We start from the raw sequence: 14,459 nt of genomic DNA on the forward strand, positions 1-14,459 counted from the left end.
GAATTGATGTGCTTCCTGCTTGCGTCAATTATATTTCGCCATCAAAATAGAACTATTTTTCAGGTGATGGCTGCCTCAGGGATTTTATTATTTAAAAGGAGTTAAAATGAAAGAATTAACCAATATCGAATGTGACGAAGTAAGTGGCGGGTTCTATGACATGGGCATAGGTCTGGGAATCGGCGCGGTGGCCATAGGCTGCCTGGCTGTCTGCGTGGTGGGGTTTAATGCTATTGCTGCCGGTGTAGTGGGGGTTGGGGCTGTCGGCGTTGTTGGCGCTGTCGGTGTTATCGGTGCGGCTGGCATTGCCGTTGCTGGTGCTATTGCTGCTGGTGCCGTTGTTGTCGGTGTGACTGCCGCAGCCCTGTATACGGGCGTCGTCGTAGGGCGTACTGGCCTGATGACTATTGCTGCTCTGACAGGCATAGCTTACTCTTCAGCAAAATCAGATTCAGCAAACCCGGAAGTTGCGTCTTAAAATATAGCAAACTCTGCGCTACTTTAAGCTAGCCTGTTAAGGTTGTGCGCGCTGCTACCCGTCTGATAGCAGCGCATTTGCCTGAAATCTTCCCTTCTTTTTCCCCTCACGGATTTTAATAATTTTCCGATCGGCCGCATAAATTCTAATCCCGTCATTTTTATAGTGGCGCTGGAGTTAACCCGTGGTTAACCTGTCTACGTTTTGTATGCACAGACCTGAGGGACTTATTATGAATAATGCACCAATCCGCCTGGCTATCGTGGGCGCGCCGGGACGTATGGGGCGTCAGCTGATTCAGGCTGCCCACGAGGCGGCGGGCGTCTGCCTGGGCGCTGCGCTGGCGCGTGAGGGATCTTCACTATTGGGTACGGATGCGGGTGAGCTGGCAGGCATCGGTCAGGTAGGGGTTAAAATCAGCGATAAGCTGGTTGCCGATGACTTTGACGTGCTGATCGATTTTACCCGGCCAGAAGGCACGCTGGACTATCTGGCTTTCTGCCGTCAGCATCAAAAAGCGATGATTATTGGTACCACGGGGTTTGACGAGGCCGGAAAAGCGGCAATCAAAGAGGCGGCAGAAGAGATTGCTATTGTGTTTGCCGCCAACTTTAGCGTCGGCGTCAATCTGGTGCTAAAACTACTGGAAAAAGCCGCTCAGGTAATGGGCGACTATGCGGATATCGAAATAACCGAAGCGCACCACCGTCATAAAGTTGATGCGCCTTCCGGCACCGCGCTGGCAATGGGTGAAGCCATTGCGGACGCCATGGACTGGGATCTTAATGAGCATGCCGTCTATAGCCGTGAAGGCCACACCGGCGAACGCAAGCCGCAGACAATTGGTTTTGCCACCGTTCGTGCTGGCGATATCGTTGGCGAGCACACGGCAATGTTTGCAGATATTGGGGAACGTGTAGAGATAACGCACAAGGCCTCAAGCCGCATGACCTTTGCAAAAGGCGCGGTTAAAGCGTCTGAATGGGTTTTCGATCGTAAAAAAGGTCTCTTCGATATGCGTGACGTGCTTAGTCTGGATAAGATTTAGTAAAAAATAATTATTCATCTCTTTGATTTTAAGGGTGTTTATTGGCACCCTTTTCATAAATATATGCTATTTGTATATTTTAATTACAATCCCATTTTTTAACATGAATTGCCTCTGTTAATGTCCTGGGAAACGCTGTTTTTGACCATTTGGTCCGGTTTTTACCGCCTTCTTTCAGATTTATCGCTTAGTTTCGCCAGGCAACCGTTTTTATCAGCCGGATAGCTGTTGTTTTTGGTCGGTATCTTCCTGTTTCTCTATCAGTGACGCAAAAAAGCATGAAAAATAGCGCCTCAGGGTAGACAAGCCAGGGAGCGATCATTAGAATGCGCGCAATTTGCCAAAAATCGAGCAGTCAGGCGGTTTTTGCATTGATTTGGAGCCTCAATCTGAATTAATATGCAAATAATGTGACTGTTTATTCTCTGGAGGATGTTTTGATTAAGTCAGCACTATTGGTTCTGGAAGACGGAACCCAATTCCACGGTCGGGCCATCGGGGCAACGGGTTCGGCTGTAGGAGAAGTTGTTTTCAACACTTCAATGACCGGTTATCAAGAAATCCTCACTGATCCTTCCTATTCTCGCCAGATCGTTACTCTTACTTATCCCCATATCGGCAACGTCGGCACCAATACCGCTGACGAAGAGTCTGCTCAGGTACATGCGCAGGGGCTGGTTATTCGCGACCTGCCGCTGATTGCCAGCAACTTCCGTAATGAGGAAGGGTTATCGGCTTACCTCAAGCGTCTGAATATTGTCGCTATTGCCGATATCGATACGCGCAAGCTGACCCGCCTGCTGCGTGAAAAAGGCGCGCAGAACGGCTGCATTATCGCGGGCGACGCGCCGGATGCCGGGCTGGCGCTGCAAAAAGCAAAAGCTTTCCCTGGCCTGAAAGGGATGGATTTGGCAAAAGAAGTTACCACGCAGGAAACCTATAGCTGGACGCAGGGAAGCTGGACGCTCGACGGCCTGCCCGCCGCGAAAAAAGAAGAAGAGCTGCCTTTCCACGTGGTCGCTTATGACTATGGCGTAAAGCGCAATATCCTGCGCATGCTGGTCGACCGTGGCTGCCGCCTGACCGTGGTTCCGGCGCAGACGCCAGCGGAAGAAGTGCTGAAGATGAATCCGGACGGTATCTTCCTTTCCAACGGCCCTGGCGACCCGGAGCCTTGTGACTACGCGATTACTGCTATCAAAACTTTCCTGGAAACCGAAGTACCGGTGTTCGGCATCTGCCTGGGGCATCAGCTGCTGGCACTGGCGAGCGGCGTTAAAACGGTGAAAATGAAGCTGGGCCACCACGGCGGCAACCATCCGGTCAAAGATCATGATAACGATACCGTGATGATCACCGCTCAGAACCACGGATTCGCCGTAGACAATAACAATCTGCCAGCGAACCTGCGTATTACTCACACCTCGCTGTTTGACCATACGGTGCAGGGGATTCACCGCACGGATAAACCGGCGTTCAGCTTCCAGGGCCACCCTGAAGCCAGCCCCGGCCCGCACGATGCCGCACCGCTGTTCGATCACTTTATCGAACTGATTGAAGCTTACCGTTCAACCAAATAATCAGGAGCGAGAGAATGCCAAAACGTACCGACATAAAAAGTATCCTGATCCTTGGCGCTGGCCCGATCGTTATCGGCCAGGCCTGTGAATTCGATTACTCAGGCGCGCAGGCTTGTAAAGCACTGCGCGAAGAGGGTTACCGCGTTATTCTGGTTAACTCTAACCCGGCAACCATTATGACCGACCCGGAAATGGCCGATGCGACCTATATCGAGCCTATTCACTGGGAAGTTGTACGCAAAATTATTGAGAAAGAGCGTCCGGATGCGGTGCTGCCGACGATGGGCGGGCAGACCGCGCTGAACTGTGCGCTGGAGCTGGAACGTCAGGGCGTGCTGGAAGAGTTCAACGTCACCATGATTGGCGCAACGGCTGACGCGATTGATAAAGCGGAAGATCGCCGTCGCTTTGACGTGGCAATGAAAAAAATCGGTCTGGAAACCGCACGTTCCGGTATTGCCCACACGATGGAAGAAGCGCTGAAAGTTGCTGAAGACGTCGGCTTTCCGTGCATTATCCGTCCTTCCTTTACCATGGGCGGTAGCGGCGGCGGTATCGCTTATAACCGCGAAGAATTTGAAGAGATTTGCGAGCGCGGCCTGGATCTGTCGCCAACCAACGAGCTGCTGATTGATGAATCGCTGATCGGCTGGAAAGAGTATGAGATGGAAGTGGTGCGCGACAAAAATGATAACTGCATCATTGTCTGCTCCATCGAAAACTTCGACCCGATGGGTATCCACACCGGCGATTCTATCACTGTAGCACCAGCGCAGACGCTGACCGATAAAGAATATCAGGTTATGCGTAACGCCTCGATGGCGGTACTGCGTGAAATTGGCGTGGAAACCGGCGGTTCTAACGTCCAGTTCTCGGTTAACCCGGAGAATGGTCGTTTAATCATCATCGAGATGAACCCGCGCGTCTCCCGTTCGTCCGCGCTGGCGTCCAAAGCAACCGGCTTCCCGATTGCAAAAATTGCCGCCAAGCTGGCCGTAGGCTACACGCTGGATGAACTGATGAACGACATCACCGGCGGCCGCACGCCTGCGTCGTTTGAGCCTTCCATCGACTACGTCGTGACCAAAATTCCACGCTTCAACTTTGAAAAATTTGCGGGCACCAACGACCGCCTGACCACGCAGATGAAATCCGTGGGCGAAGTCATGGCGATTGGCCGCACGCTGCAGGAGTCTATGCAAAAAGCGCTGCGCGGGCTGGAAGTCGGCGCGCACGGCTTCGATCCAAAAGTTGATTTGAACGATGCGGAAGCGTTGACCACTATCCGCCGCGAGCTAAAAGATGCCGGTTCCGACCGCATCTGGTACGTAGCCGATGCCTTCCGTGCGGGCCTGTCCGTTGACGGTATATTCAACCTGACCAATATTGACCGCTGGTTCCTGGTGCAGATTGAAGAGCTGGTGCGGCTGGAAGAGCAGGTTGCCCGTGAAGGCATCAACGGCCTGACGGCTGATTTCCTGCGTACGCTGAAGCGTAAAGGTTTTGCCGATGCGCGTCTGGCCGTGCTGGCTGGCGTGGCGGAATCGGAAGTGCGCAAGCTGCGTCATCAGTACAACCTGCACCCGGTTTACAAGCGCGTGGATACCTGTGCGGCGGAATTCTCGACCGACACCGCCTATATGTACTCTACCTATGAAGAAGAGTGCGAGGCCAACCCAAACCAGGATCGCGACAAAATCATGGTGCTGGGCGGCGGGCCAAACCGTATCGGCCAGGGCATTGAGTTCGACTATTGCTGCGTGCACGCCGCGCTGGCTCTGCGCGAAGACGGTTACGAAACCATTATGGTTAACTGTAACCCGGAGACCGTTTCTACCGATTACGATACCTCTGACCGTCTTTATTTTGAGCCGGTTACGCTGGAAGACGTGCTGGAAATCGTGCGTATTGAGAAGCCGAAGGGCGTGATTGTCCAGTACGGTGGCCAGACGCCGCTGAAGCTGGCGCGCGCGCTGGAAGCCGCAGGCGTACCGGTTATCGGCACCAGCCCGGACGCTATTGACCGTGCGGAAGACCGTGAACGCTTCCAGCAGGCGGTCGATCGCCTGGGCCTGAAGCAGCCTGCCAACGCCACGGTAACGGCGCTGGAGCAGGCGGTAGAGAAAGCAGCCACAATCGGCTATCCGCTGGTGGTGCGTCCTTCTTACGTGCTGGGCGGCCGCGCGATGGAAATCGTTTATGACGAAATCGATCTAAAACGCTATTTCCAGACCGCCGTTTCCGTATCTAACGATGCGCCGGTGCTGCTGGATCGCTTCCTGGATGACGCGGTAGAAGTCGACGTCGATGCTATCTGCGACGGCGAGCGTGTGCTGATTGGCGGCATTATGGAACACATTGAGCAGGCTGGCGTGCACTCCGGTGACTCCGCTTGTTCACTGCCGGCCTACACGCTGAGCAAAGAGATTCAGGACGTGATGCGTCAGCAGGTCGAAAAGCTGGCCTTCGAGCTTTGCGTACGCGGCCTGATGAACGTGCAGTTCGCGGTCAAAGATAACGAAGTCTATCTGATTGAGGTTAACCCTCGCGCCGCGCGTACCGTGCCGTTTGTCTCTAAAGCTACGGGCGTGCCGCTGGCGAAAGTTGCCGCGCGCGTTATGGCGGGCAAAACGCTGGTCGAGCAGGGCGTAACGGAAGAGATTATTCCACCGTACTATTCGGTTAAGGAAGTCGTACTGCCGTTCAACAAATTCCAGGGCGTTGATCCTATCCTCGGCCCGGAAATGCGTTCAACCGGCGAAGTCATGGGCGTGGGCCGTACTTTTGCGGAAGCTTTCTCTAAAGCGATGCTGGGCGCACAAAGCAACATGAAAAAGAGCGGCCGCGCGCTGCTGTCCGTCCGCGAAGGTGATAAAAAGCGCATCGTGGATCTGGCGGCCAAGCTGCAAAAGCTCGGCTTCGAGCTGGATGCAACGCACGGCACGGCTGTGGTATTAGGTGAAGCAGGCATTAACCCGCGTCTGGTTAACAAAGTGCACGAAGGACGTCCGCATATTCAGGATCGCCTGAAGAACGGTGAATATGCCTACATTGTTAACACGACGGCCGGACGTCAGGCGATTGAGGATTCCAAACTGATCCGCCGCAGCGCACTGCAGTATAAAGTGCATTACGACACCACGCTGAACGGTGGTTTTGCCACGGCAATGTCGCTGAATGCCGATCCGACCGAGCAGGTTATCTCCGTACAGGAAATGCACGCGCAGATTAACGGCTAAGGAAAGCCGCGTAGTGCATCATTAATAACCTGAAACCAGGCTCTCTGGAGCCTGGTTTTTTTATGCGGTGGTAAAACGTCCGGGCAGCCGGGCTACTCCCGTTTCTTTTAAGCCGCCAGCCAATAAACGTTGCCTCTGCGTATCACCGCATTTCAATAACGATCGCCATCGCCATCGCCATCGCCATCGCCATCGCCAGCCCCAGCCCCAGCCCCAGCCCCAGCCCCAGCCCCAGCCTCCAGCTTTCAACCTTCAGCCTCCAGCTAACTGCTGCTGTGAGTTTTAGCCGTATTTCCAGATGGCCCGATGAATCAAATAAAGCGAAAGAAGGGCAGCTCACTCATCGAAATGGTTGTTTTGTGACCCATATAAAATTGAACTGGCGCGTTATACGCTAAACTCTTCCGGCTTTATTCTTTTATTTTTTATGCGTTTACTACTCATTTACAAGGAAGACATAATGAAAAAAATAGTACTGGCTACGCTTGCCTGGACGGCCATAGTGCAGTTTTCGTTTGCCGCCGTAGACGTTACCACACAGCCTGACTTCTACTTCCTACAGGAATCCCAGTCAGCGGATAGCCTGGCTCTGTTACCTCCGCCTCCTGCTGTAGACAGCATCGCATTTTTAAACGACAAGGCGCAGTATGAAGCAGGAAAAATGCTCAGGAGTACGCCGCGCGGCAAGCAAGCCTGGCAAGATGCGCACGTCAGTGGTGATGGCGTTGCCGAGGCTTTTTCGACGGCGTTCGGTTTACCAATTGATAAAAAAGCGCCAGAAATTCAGCGTTTGATCATGAAAATGCGTGAGGATGCGGGCGATCTGGCAACGAGAAGTGCAAAAATTCACTACATGCGTATCAGGCCTTTTGCCTTTTATAATGAACCGACCTGTCGGGCGGATGATGAAGGTACCCTGTCAAAAAACGGCGCCTATCCTTCTGGCCATACGACCATCGGCTGGGCGACTGCGCTGGTGCTCGCCGAAATTAATCCGGCCAGGCAAAACGAAATACTGAAACGCGGCTATGAAATGGGGCAAAGCCGGGTAATTTGTGGCTATCACTGGCAAAGCGACGTTGACGCGGCCCGCATAGTTGGTGGCGCTATCGTTGCGCGCCTGCATGCGGATGTCGGCTTCACCCAGCAGTTGCAAAAGGCAAAAGCGGAATTTAAACGCCTGTCATCCGCTTCATAAGCCCTGCCGGCGGCGAGTTTTCGCCGCCGGTTTCCAGGCTGCTCAGCCGTTCAGCGCTGAATTTAACCGTGCATCTATGCCTGGCCGTTCACCGCTAGATTTAACCGTGCATCTATGGCTGGCCGTTCACCGCTAAATTTAACCGTGCATCTATGCCTGACTGTTCAATGCTAAATTTAACCGTGCATCTATGCCTGACTGTTCAATGCTGAATTTAACCGTGCATCTATGCCTGGTTGTTCAATGCTAAATTTAACCGTGCATCTATGCCTGGCCGTTCACCGCTGACGCTGGCTATATGTGGCTAAGGTTTCACCCCATCCGTTTTACCGTGAGAGGCTGGCCAGTTTTTGCAGCAGCGCTGGGTCTTTTTCCACCATCTTAATCAGTAAAATAGCCTGATTGTTAGGCCGGGCGCGGCCTTGCTCCCAGTTCTGATAGGTGGTTAGCCCGGTATGCAGATACTGGGCAAACAGCCCCTGCGAAAGCTGCAGCGACTCGCGGATCTGACGGAGTTCGCTGGCAGGCATTGCAATATCGCGCTCAATGCTTAGTCGATGTGTTTTAAGGGTTTTTTTACCTGCGTTCATCTCGCCCCAGGCATCCATTCCCTCGACCAGTTCGGTAAATAGCTGACGTTTTTTCATGGTTCCGTTCCCGTTAGATGGTAATCCAGTAGCTGGCGCAGCAGATTTTGTTGGGCAAGCGTTAAGTCGTCCATTTCGCCTTTGCTATACAGCGTGAAAAGCAGAAACTGCGACTTTTCCGGCCACCAGTAATAAATAATCCGCAGGCCGCTTCGCTTTCCCTTATGTCGACGATCGTCGCCCAGCCTGAGCTTACGCAGTCCGCCCGTGTGCTGCATCACATCGCCACAGCAGGGAGCAAGCAGCAATAAATTTTGCAGGCTACGAAAAGCTTCATCAGAAAGATATTCTGCACGATGACGTGCAAAAGGTGGCAACTCAATAAAGATGGCGTCCACTGCCTTATCTCCTTTCTTTGGATAAACTATCCCCATCTGAAGGATGGTTCTATGCTTTCGATCAAATTTCAGGCGCTATTTTGCCTGTAGAACCGCCTGAATGCCGCCATGAAATGTCGATGCTGCGTGATGTCTCGCAAGTCAGTTGAAAAAGCTATACGCAGGATGAAGAAAAGCGGAAAGGGGAGAGGTTCCGCCAGTCGTAAACCAGCGGAACAAAGAGCATCAGGAGAGGGCGACCTTAATACCGAAGGCGATAAGCACCGTACCCAATAACCGGTCGATAATCTTTTGCGCTTTAGCCAGGCCGCGACGCACCGGCGCACTCTGAATAAGCACTACCAGCGTTGGCCACCAGATTGATGAAAGCGTCAGAATAATGCCCGCGTACCAGATTTTTTCGCCCAGGCCTGAATGGACGTTAAGAACCTGAGTAAACATAGACAGGAAAAACAAGGTCGCCTTAGGATTTAACAGATTGCAAAGATAGCCCTGCATAAAAGCTTTTTTCAGCGAGGTGTTTTCCGCCGCAACATTACTGAGATCCATTTTACTGTTGCCGCGAGAAAGCAGCGCCTGGATGCCTACATAAATCAGGTAAGCCGCGCCCGCGTACTTAAGCAGCATAAACAGCCATGGCGTAGTGGTAATGACGACTGCCAGGCCTGCTACACAATAGGTCATATGCGTTGCTACAGCACAGTTAACGCCAAGCGCGGTCATCAGCGCGGCGCGACGCGGATAGCGTGCGGCGTTTTTAATAATCAGAAAAAAATCCGGGCCGGGCGAAAGCATGCCCAGCGCAGAGATAGTGAAAATAAGTAAGCTGGTTTCTAACATGATGTTCTAAGGCTTCTACAGGAAAGGGGAGTTTTTAAGCACGTTGCTGAGCTTATTTTAGCCTGAAGTTCTGGCAAAATACACGCAAACGATATCCTGATAAACCTTTACTTAATTCCCTCTGCTTAGCTATCGACGAAACTTTCGCCTTTCCGTATGATGACGCCAATTTTACACCTTATGAGTATTCTCAGATGATAAGCCTGATTGCAGCCATGGCAACCGACCGCGTTATCGGGATGGAAAATGCCATGCCGTGGCATCTGCCAGCCGATTTGGCCTGGTTTAAAAAGAACACCCTGAACAAACCGGTCATTATGGGACGCCGTACTTTCGAGTCTATTGGTCGTGCATTACCGGGCAGGCTGAATATCGTCATCAGCAGCCAGCCGGGCCAGACCGAAGGCGTTACCTGGGTGTCATCGATTGAAGATGCTCTGCAGGCCGCAGGCGGGGCGGAAGAGATTATGGTGATTGGCGGCGGTCGCGTTTACGAGCAATTCCTGGCGAAAGCGGACAGGCTTTATCTGACGCATATTGATGCTGAAGTTGAAGGCGACACCACCTTTCCTGACTACGAGCCGGATCAGTGGCAGTCAACCTTCAGCGAATTTCATGACGCTGACGAAAAGAACACCCACAGCTACTGCTTCGAAATCCTCGATCGCCGTTAAGTTTCAGGGCGGATAATTATCCGCCCTGAAGATTATTCTTCCACCGTGCTTTTAAGCTTTGACGGCTGCACGAACCACGCCTTATCTTCCCAGCGCAGCATGGTCAGGTTTCCTCCCCAACAGCAGCCCGTATCAAGCCCCAGGATGCCTTCCGGCGTGCCTTTTCCTTCCAGCGAAGCCCAGTGACCAAACACGATAGTGTAATCACGCGCGACGGGACCGGGAATGGTAAACCAGGGTTTTAGCGGGGCGGGTGCGGAAGCGGGCGTATCTTTGCAGATCATATCCAGCTGGCCATTGGGAAAGCAATAACGCATACGGGTTAGCGCATTGGTGCTGAAGCGCAGACGTGCCAGGCCGCTTAGCTCCGGCGACCAGTTATTTGGCATATCGCCATACATAGCGTCCAGAAACAGGGGATAGGTGTCGCTGGAGAGGACGGCTTCCACTTCACGCGCGCAGCTTTTTGCCGTTTCAATATCCCATTGCGGGGTAATCCCGGCATGCGCCATCGCCAGTTTTTTCTCTTCATCTACCTGCAGCAGCGGCTGGCGGCGCAGCCAGTTAATCAGCTCGTCAGCATCTTCCGCCTGCAGCAGTGAAGTGATGCGATCTTTGGGTTTATTGCGGCTGATACCGGCAAAAACGGCCAGCAGATGGAGATCGTGATTGCCCAACACCAGCTTAACCGCGTCGCCAAGCGAGCGAACGTAGCGCAGAACTTCCAGTGAAGCAGGACCGCGAGCCACTAAATCGCCCGTTAGCCATAGCGTGTCCTGAGCAGGATCGAAAGCCACCTGCTCCAGTAGCGACTGCAGTTCATCGTAACAGCCGTGAATATCGCCAATCAGGTAAGTGCTCATAAACAATCCGAACCTCTGCGTCGGGAAAGCCCGAATCGCAATCAGAATTAGTGTATGTGGCTGGGAATGGCCAGTCGGAACACCGGGATCGCCACGCGAAAGGTTTCGCCTTCGCTGTCGATCATCTCATAGTGTCCCTGCATGGTGCCCATCGGGGTTTCAAGGACGGCCCCGCTGGTATATTGAAATTCACTGCCGGGCTGAATATGGGGCTGCTCGCCGACCACGCCTTCGCCCTGAACTTCCGTTTCGCGACCGTTACCGTTGGTAATCAGCCAGTGGCGGCCCAGCAGTTGCACGGCGGTACGCCCCAGGTTACGGATAATAATGGTGTAGGCAAAAACGTAGCGGTTCTCTTCCGGCGCAGACTGCGACGAAATATAAGCGCTCTGTACATGCACACAAACTCGGGGCGTATCGTTCATCGGGTTAACTCTCCTGCGGCTGCTCGGGATGCGCAGACAGCCAGTTTGCCAGCTGGCAATACTGGGCCACAGAGATGTTTTCCGCACGCAGTGTCGGATCGATGTTCATCTCCTGTAGCGCCTCCAGCGAGAACAGATGGCCAAGGCTATTGCGCAGAGTTTTACGGCGTTTACCAAAAGCTTCGGTAGTGATCCTGCTCAGGATTTTAATGTCCTGTACAGGATGCAAAATAGAGGCGTGAGGCACCAGGCGAACCACGGCGGAATCGACTTTAGGCGCAGGCGTAAAGGATTCCGGCGGTACTTCCAGCACCGGGATTACCTGGCAATAATATTGCGCCATGACCGTTAAACGACCATAGGCCTTGCTGCCTGGTCCCGCCACCAGACGGTTCACTACTTCTTTCTGCAACATAAAGTGCATGTCGCGGATCGCATTAGTATAGCTGAACAGGTGAAACATCAATGGCGTAGAGATGTTGTAGGGCAGGTTACCAAAGACGCGCAGAGACTGGCCTTTTTCCCGGGCATAGGCCGCAAAGTCAAAGGTCATGGCATCCTGCTGGAAAATCGTCAGCTTAGGCCCTAAAAAAGGGTGAGTCTGTAAACGAGCCGCCAGATCGCGGTCAAGTTCAATCACCGTCATTGCTTCCAGCCGCTCGCCAACCGGTTCGGTTAACGCGCCCAGGCCAGGGCCGATTTCGACAACGGTTTCGCCGGACTGTGGGTGGATCGCAGAGACGATGCTGTCGATAATATACTGATCGTTAAGGAAGTTCTGTCCGAAACGTTTGCGGGCAAAATGGCCCTGATGGACGCGATTATTCATTACTGCTCTTGAGATTGGTGATGGCGAGATTAAGCGCCGTAATAAAGCTGCCCGCATCAGCCTGACCCAGGCCTGCCAGCTCTAAAGCGGTGCCGTGGTCTACGGAAGTGCGGATAAAAGGCAGGCCGAGCGTGATATTCACGGCTCGTCCAAAACCCTGGTACTTCAGCACCGGCAGACCCTGGTCGTGATACATCGCCAGAACCGCGTCAGCATGCTGTAAATATTTTGGCTGGAACAGCGTATCGGCCGGAAGCGGGCCGGTCAGCCGTATTCCCCTGTGCCTTAATTCGTCCAGCGCGGGAATGATAACATCAATCTCTTCCCGGCCCATATGACCACCTTCACCGGCGTGCGGATTAAGCCCGCAGACGAAAATATGGGGTGAGGGCAGGCCAAATTTGCTCTGTAGATCGGCATGAAGAATGTTGATGACTTCGTGCAGGCTGTCACGGGTGATCGCGGCCGAAACGTCCTTTAACGGCAGATGCGTGGTTGCCAGGGCAACCCGCAGCTCTTCCGTCGCCAGCATCATAACCACACGTGAACAGCCAGCGCGCTCGGCGAAAAATTCCGTATGGCCGCTAAACGGGATACCGGCATCGTTTATGACGCCTTTATGTACCGGTCCGGTAACCAGCGCGGCAAATTCGCCGTTCAGGCAGCCATCGCAGGCGCGCGCCAGCGTTTCCAGCACGTACTGACTGTTGGCAACGCACAGTTCGCCGGCTTTTACCGGCTGCGCTGTAGCAACAGGCAATACCGTCAGCGTACCGGCAATCTGCGGCTGCGCCGCAACGCCCGGCTGGTATTCGCGCAGGGTCAAAGGTAAACCCAGCTTTGCTGCACGCTCGCGTAACAAAGCGGGATCGGCACAAACTACCAGTTCAACCGGCCAGTTGTGCTGGGCCAGTTGCAGAGTGACATCAGGACCAATCCCGGCGGGTTCGCCGGGAGTGATCGCCACGCGCATATTACTGAGCATTGGCATCCAGAATTTTCACATAGGCGGAAGCACGCTGCTCCTGCATCCAGGTTTGCGCCTCTTCTGCGAATTTACGGTTAAACAGCAGGCGGTAGGCGCGCTCTTTCTGCGCCGCATCGGTTTTATCAACCTGACGCGTATCTATCAGCTGAATTAAATGCCAGCCGAAGGAAGAGTGTACAGGCGCACTCATCTGGCCTTTTTTCAGCTTCAGCAGCGCGTCGCGGAAAGCGGGATCGTATACTTCTGGCGAGCTCCAGCCCAGATCGCCACCCTGATTAGCAGAGCCCGGATCCTGAGAAAGCTGCTTAGCTGCCTGAGCGAAGGTGGTTTTGCCGCTATTGATATCGGCAGCCACCTGAATAAGCTTCTGGCGAGCCTGGTCGTCGGTCATGACCGGCGATGGTTTCAGAAGAATATGGCGCGCATGGACTTCCGTGACGGAGATATTCTGCTTATCGCCACGAATATCGTTCACTTTCAGAATATGGAAGCCAACGCCGGAACGAATCGGGCCAATAATATCGCCTTTTTTCGCCACAACCAGCGACTGAGCAAACAGCGAAGGCAGCTCCTGAATGCGTCCCCAACCCATATTGCCGCCCTTCAGCGCCTGTGGATCGGCAGAGTAGGTGATAGCCAGTTTGCCGAAGTCAGCACCGCCTTTCGCTTCGCTAACCAGCTGTTTTGCCAGCTTTTCCTGATCGTCAACCTGCTGCTGCGTTGGGTTTTCCGGCAGCGGCAGCAGAATGTGGCTGAGGTTTAGTTCGGTAGAAGCGTTGTTCTGCGAGGCAACCTGGGTAGCCAGCGAATCCACTTCCTGCGGCAGGATCGTAACGCGACGACGGACTTCGTTATTGCGCACTTCGGCAATCGTCATCTCTTTACGGATTTGCTCGCGGTAAGTCGCATAGTTCATGCCGTCATAAGCCAGGCGGCTACGCAGCTGATCGACGCTCATTTTGTTCTGCGCGGCAATATTAGCAATCGCCTGATCGAGCTGATCGTCCTGAATCTGGATACCGGCCTGTTTTGCCATCTGCAGCAGAATATTATCCATTACCAGACGTTCGATGATCTGGTGACGCAGCGTTTTGTCATCCGGAAGCTGCTGACCGGCCTGCTGCGACTGGCTTTTTACCGAGCGCATCATGCCATCGACGTCGCTTTCCAGAACGACGCCGTTATTGACTACGGCGGCTACTTTATCAACAACTTGCGGTGCTGCAAACGCGGTGCTTGCCGTCAGCGCTGCACCAAGGATCAGCATTCTCCAGTTCTTCATACTTTTTCCATTCTTCTATCCGCACGGCGG

At 53.5% G+C, this 14,459-nt stretch carries 15 protein-coding genes; 6 read left to right on the forward strand and 9 right to left on the reverse strand.

The window, feature by feature from the left end:
* Positions 1-106: 106 nt before the first annotated feature.
* The 4 genes from KUE00_RS03435 to carB all read left to right on the forward strand — a co-directional run bounded on the left by KUE00_RS03435 (position 107) and on the right by carB (position 6,345).
* On the forward strand, positions 107-478 hold the full coding sequence (locus KUE00_RS03435) for a hypothetical protein (RefSeq protein ID WP_246758118.1): 372 nt from the start codon (positions 107-109) through the stop codon (positions 476-478).
* Positions 479-710: 232 nt separating this feature from the next.
* Positions 711-1,526, forward strand: a complete 816-nt coding sequence (gene dapB / locus KUE00_RS03440) for a 4-hydroxy-tetrahydrodipicolinate reductase (protein ID WP_246758120.1) — start codon at positions 711-713, stop codon at positions 1,524-1,526.
* A gap of 437 nt (positions 1,527-1,963) precedes the next feature.
* Positions 1,964-3,106 (forward strand): glutamine-hydrolyzing carbamoyl-phosphate synthase small subunit, encoded by a 1,143-nt coding sequence (carA, locus tag KUE00_RS03445; protein ID WP_246758122.1) that lies wholly within the window; start codon positions 1,964-1,966, stop codon positions 3,104-3,106.
* A gap of 14 nt (positions 3,107-3,120) precedes the next feature.
* Complete coding sequence (gene carB, locus KUE00_RS03450; RefSeq protein WP_246758123.1) at positions 3,121-6,345, forward strand: carbamoyl-phosphate synthase large subunit; 3,225 nt, start codon at positions 3,121-3,123, stop codon at positions 6,343-6,345.
* Between the two features lie 142 nt (positions 6,346-6,487).
* Here carB and KUE00_RS03455 read toward each other — a convergent pair whose 3' ends face one another.
* Complete coding sequence (locus KUE00_RS03455) at positions 6,488-6,685, reverse strand: hypothetical protein (RefSeq protein WP_246758124.1); 198 nt, start codon at positions 6,683-6,685, stop codon at positions 6,488-6,490.
* A gap of 120 nt (positions 6,686-6,805) precedes the next feature.
* On the opposite strand from KUE00_RS03455, the gene KUE00_RS03460 reads away from it, so the two are divergent.
* The gene (locus tag KUE00_RS03460) at positions 6,806-7,543 is read left to right on the forward strand and encodes an acid phosphatase (RefSeq protein WP_246758125.1); all 738 of its coding nucleotides are present in this window, start codon (positions 6,806-6,808) and stop codon (positions 7,541-7,543) included.
* A gap of 326 nt (positions 7,544-7,869) precedes the next feature.
* On the opposite strand, the gene KUE00_RS03465 is transcribed toward KUE00_RS03460, so the two are convergent.
* From KUE00_RS03465 to KUE00_RS03475, 3 genes are all read right to left on the reverse strand, one after another.
* Entirely contained in the window at positions 7,870-8,190 is a 321-nt protein-coding gene (locus KUE00_RS03465) for a helix-turn-helix domain-containing protein (protein WP_246758126.1), read from the reverse strand.
* Positions 8,187-8,528, reverse strand: coding sequence for a toxin (locus KUE00_RS03470; protein ID WP_246758127.1), 342 nt, complete (start codon positions 8,526-8,528; stop codon positions 8,187-8,189). The genes KUE00_RS03465 and KUE00_RS03470 overlap by 4 nt, the downstream gene beginning before the upstream one ends.
* 225 nt (positions 8,529-8,753) lie before the next feature.
* Positions 8,754-9,368 carry a LysE family translocator gene (locus KUE00_RS03475; protein ID WP_246758128.1) on the reverse strand — a complete coding sequence of 205 codons (615 nt, stop codon included), beginning with the start codon at positions 9,366-9,368 and terminating at the stop codon, positions 8,754-8,756.
* Between the two features lie 194 nt (positions 9,369-9,562).
* Here KUE00_RS03475 and folA point away from each other — a divergent pair, with 194 nt between their 5' ends.
* The gene (gene folA, locus KUE00_RS03480) at positions 9,563-10,042 is read left to right on the forward strand and encodes a type 3 dihydrofolate reductase (protein WP_246758129.1); all 480 of its coding nucleotides are present in this window, start codon (positions 9,563-9,565) and stop codon (positions 10,040-10,042) included.
* Positions 10,043-10,074: 32 nt separating this feature from the next.
* On the opposite strand, the gene apaH is transcribed toward folA, so the two are convergent.
* Genes apaH through surA form a run of 5 tightly spaced genes read right to left on the reverse strand, consistent with a single transcriptional unit; the run spans position 10,075 to position 14,429 of the window.
* On the reverse strand, positions 10,075-10,905 hold the full coding sequence (gene apaH, locus KUE00_RS03485) for a bis(5'-nucleosyl)-tetraphosphatase (symmetrical) ApaH (protein ID WP_246758130.1): 831 nt from the start codon (positions 10,903-10,905) through the stop codon (positions 10,075-10,077).
* 47 nt (positions 10,906-10,952) lie between these two features.
* On the reverse strand, positions 10,953-11,330 hold the full coding sequence (gene apaG, locus KUE00_RS03490; RefSeq protein WP_246758131.1) for a Co2+/Mg2+ efflux protein ApaG: 378 nt from the start codon (positions 11,328-11,330) through the stop codon (positions 10,953-10,955).
* A 4-nt stretch (positions 11,331-11,334) separates the two neighbouring features.
* On the reverse strand, positions 11,335-12,159 hold the full coding sequence (rsmA, locus tag KUE00_RS03495; RefSeq protein ID WP_246758132.1) for a 16S rRNA (adenine(1518)-N(6)/adenine(1519)-N(6))-dimethyltransferase RsmA: 825 nt from the start codon (positions 12,157-12,159) through the stop codon (positions 11,335-11,337).
* Positions 12,152-13,144, reverse strand: a complete 993-nt coding sequence (pdxA, locus tag KUE00_RS03500) for a 4-hydroxythreonine-4-phosphate dehydrogenase PdxA (protein WP_246758133.1) — start codon at positions 13,142-13,144, stop codon at positions 12,152-12,154. The genes rsmA and pdxA overlap by 8 nt, the downstream gene beginning before the upstream one ends.
* A complete protein-coding gene (gene surA / locus KUE00_RS03505; protein ID WP_246758135.1) occupies positions 13,134-14,429 on the reverse strand; it encodes a peptidylprolyl isomerase SurA in 1,296 nt (431 codons plus the stop codon). Before surA ends, pdxA begins: the two co-directional genes overlap by 11 nt.
* Between the last annotated feature and the right edge of the window lie 30 nt (positions 14,430-14,459).

The sequence above is a fragment of the Erwinia phyllosphaerae genome (assembly GCF_019132875.1).
GTDB classification, from domain to species: domain Bacteria; phylum Pseudomonadota; class Gammaproteobacteria; order Enterobacterales; family Enterobacteriaceae; genus Erwinia; species Erwinia phyllosphaerae.

Excerpts from the sequence above, each read along its gene's own strand:
- pdxA (WP_246758133.1), bottom strand. The coding sequence starts at position 13,144 with ATGCTCAGTAATATGCGCGTGGCGATCACTCCCGGCGAACCCGCCGGG.
- carB (WP_246758123.1), top strand. The coding sequence starts at position 3,121 with ATGCCAAAACGTACCGACATAAAAAGTATCCTGATCCTTGGCGCTGGC.
- surA (WP_246758135.1), bottom strand. The coding sequence starts at position 14,429 with ATGAAGAACTGGAGAATGCTGATCCTTGGTGCAGCGCTGACGGCAAGC.
- apaG (WP_246758131.1), bottom strand. The coding sequence starts at position 11,330 with ATGAACGATACGCCCCGAGTTTGTGTGCATGTACAGAGCGCTTATATT.
- KUE00_RS03460 (WP_246758125.1), top strand. The coding sequence starts at position 6,806 with ATGAAAAAAATAGTACTGGCTACGCTTGCCTGGACGGCCATAGTGCAG.
- KUE00_RS03475 (WP_246758128.1), bottom strand. The coding sequence starts at position 9,368 with ATGTTAGAAACCAGCTTACTTATTTTCACTATCTCTGCGCTGGGCATG.
- folA (WP_246758129.1), top strand. The coding sequence starts at position 9,563 with ATGATAAGCCTGATTGCAGCCATGGCAACCGACCGCGTTATCGGGATG.
- dapB (WP_246758120.1), top strand. The coding sequence starts at position 711 with ATGAATAATGCACCAATCCGCCTGGCTATCGTGGGCGCGCCGGGACGT.
- KUE00_RS03435 (WP_246758118.1), top strand. The coding sequence starts at position 107 with ATGAAAGAATTAACCAATATCGAATGTGACGAAGTAAGTGGCGGGTTC.
- KUE00_RS03465 (WP_246758126.1), bottom strand. The coding sequence starts at position 8,190 with ATGAAAAAACGTCAGCTATTTACCGAACTGGTCGAGGGAATGGATGCC.
- apaH (WP_246758130.1), bottom strand. The coding sequence starts at position 10,905 with ATGAGCACTTACCTGATTGGCGATATTCACGGCTGTTACGATGAACTG.
- rsmA (WP_246758132.1), bottom strand. The coding sequence starts at position 12,159 with ATGAATAATCGCGTCCATCAGGGCCATTTTGCCCGCAAACGTTTCGGA.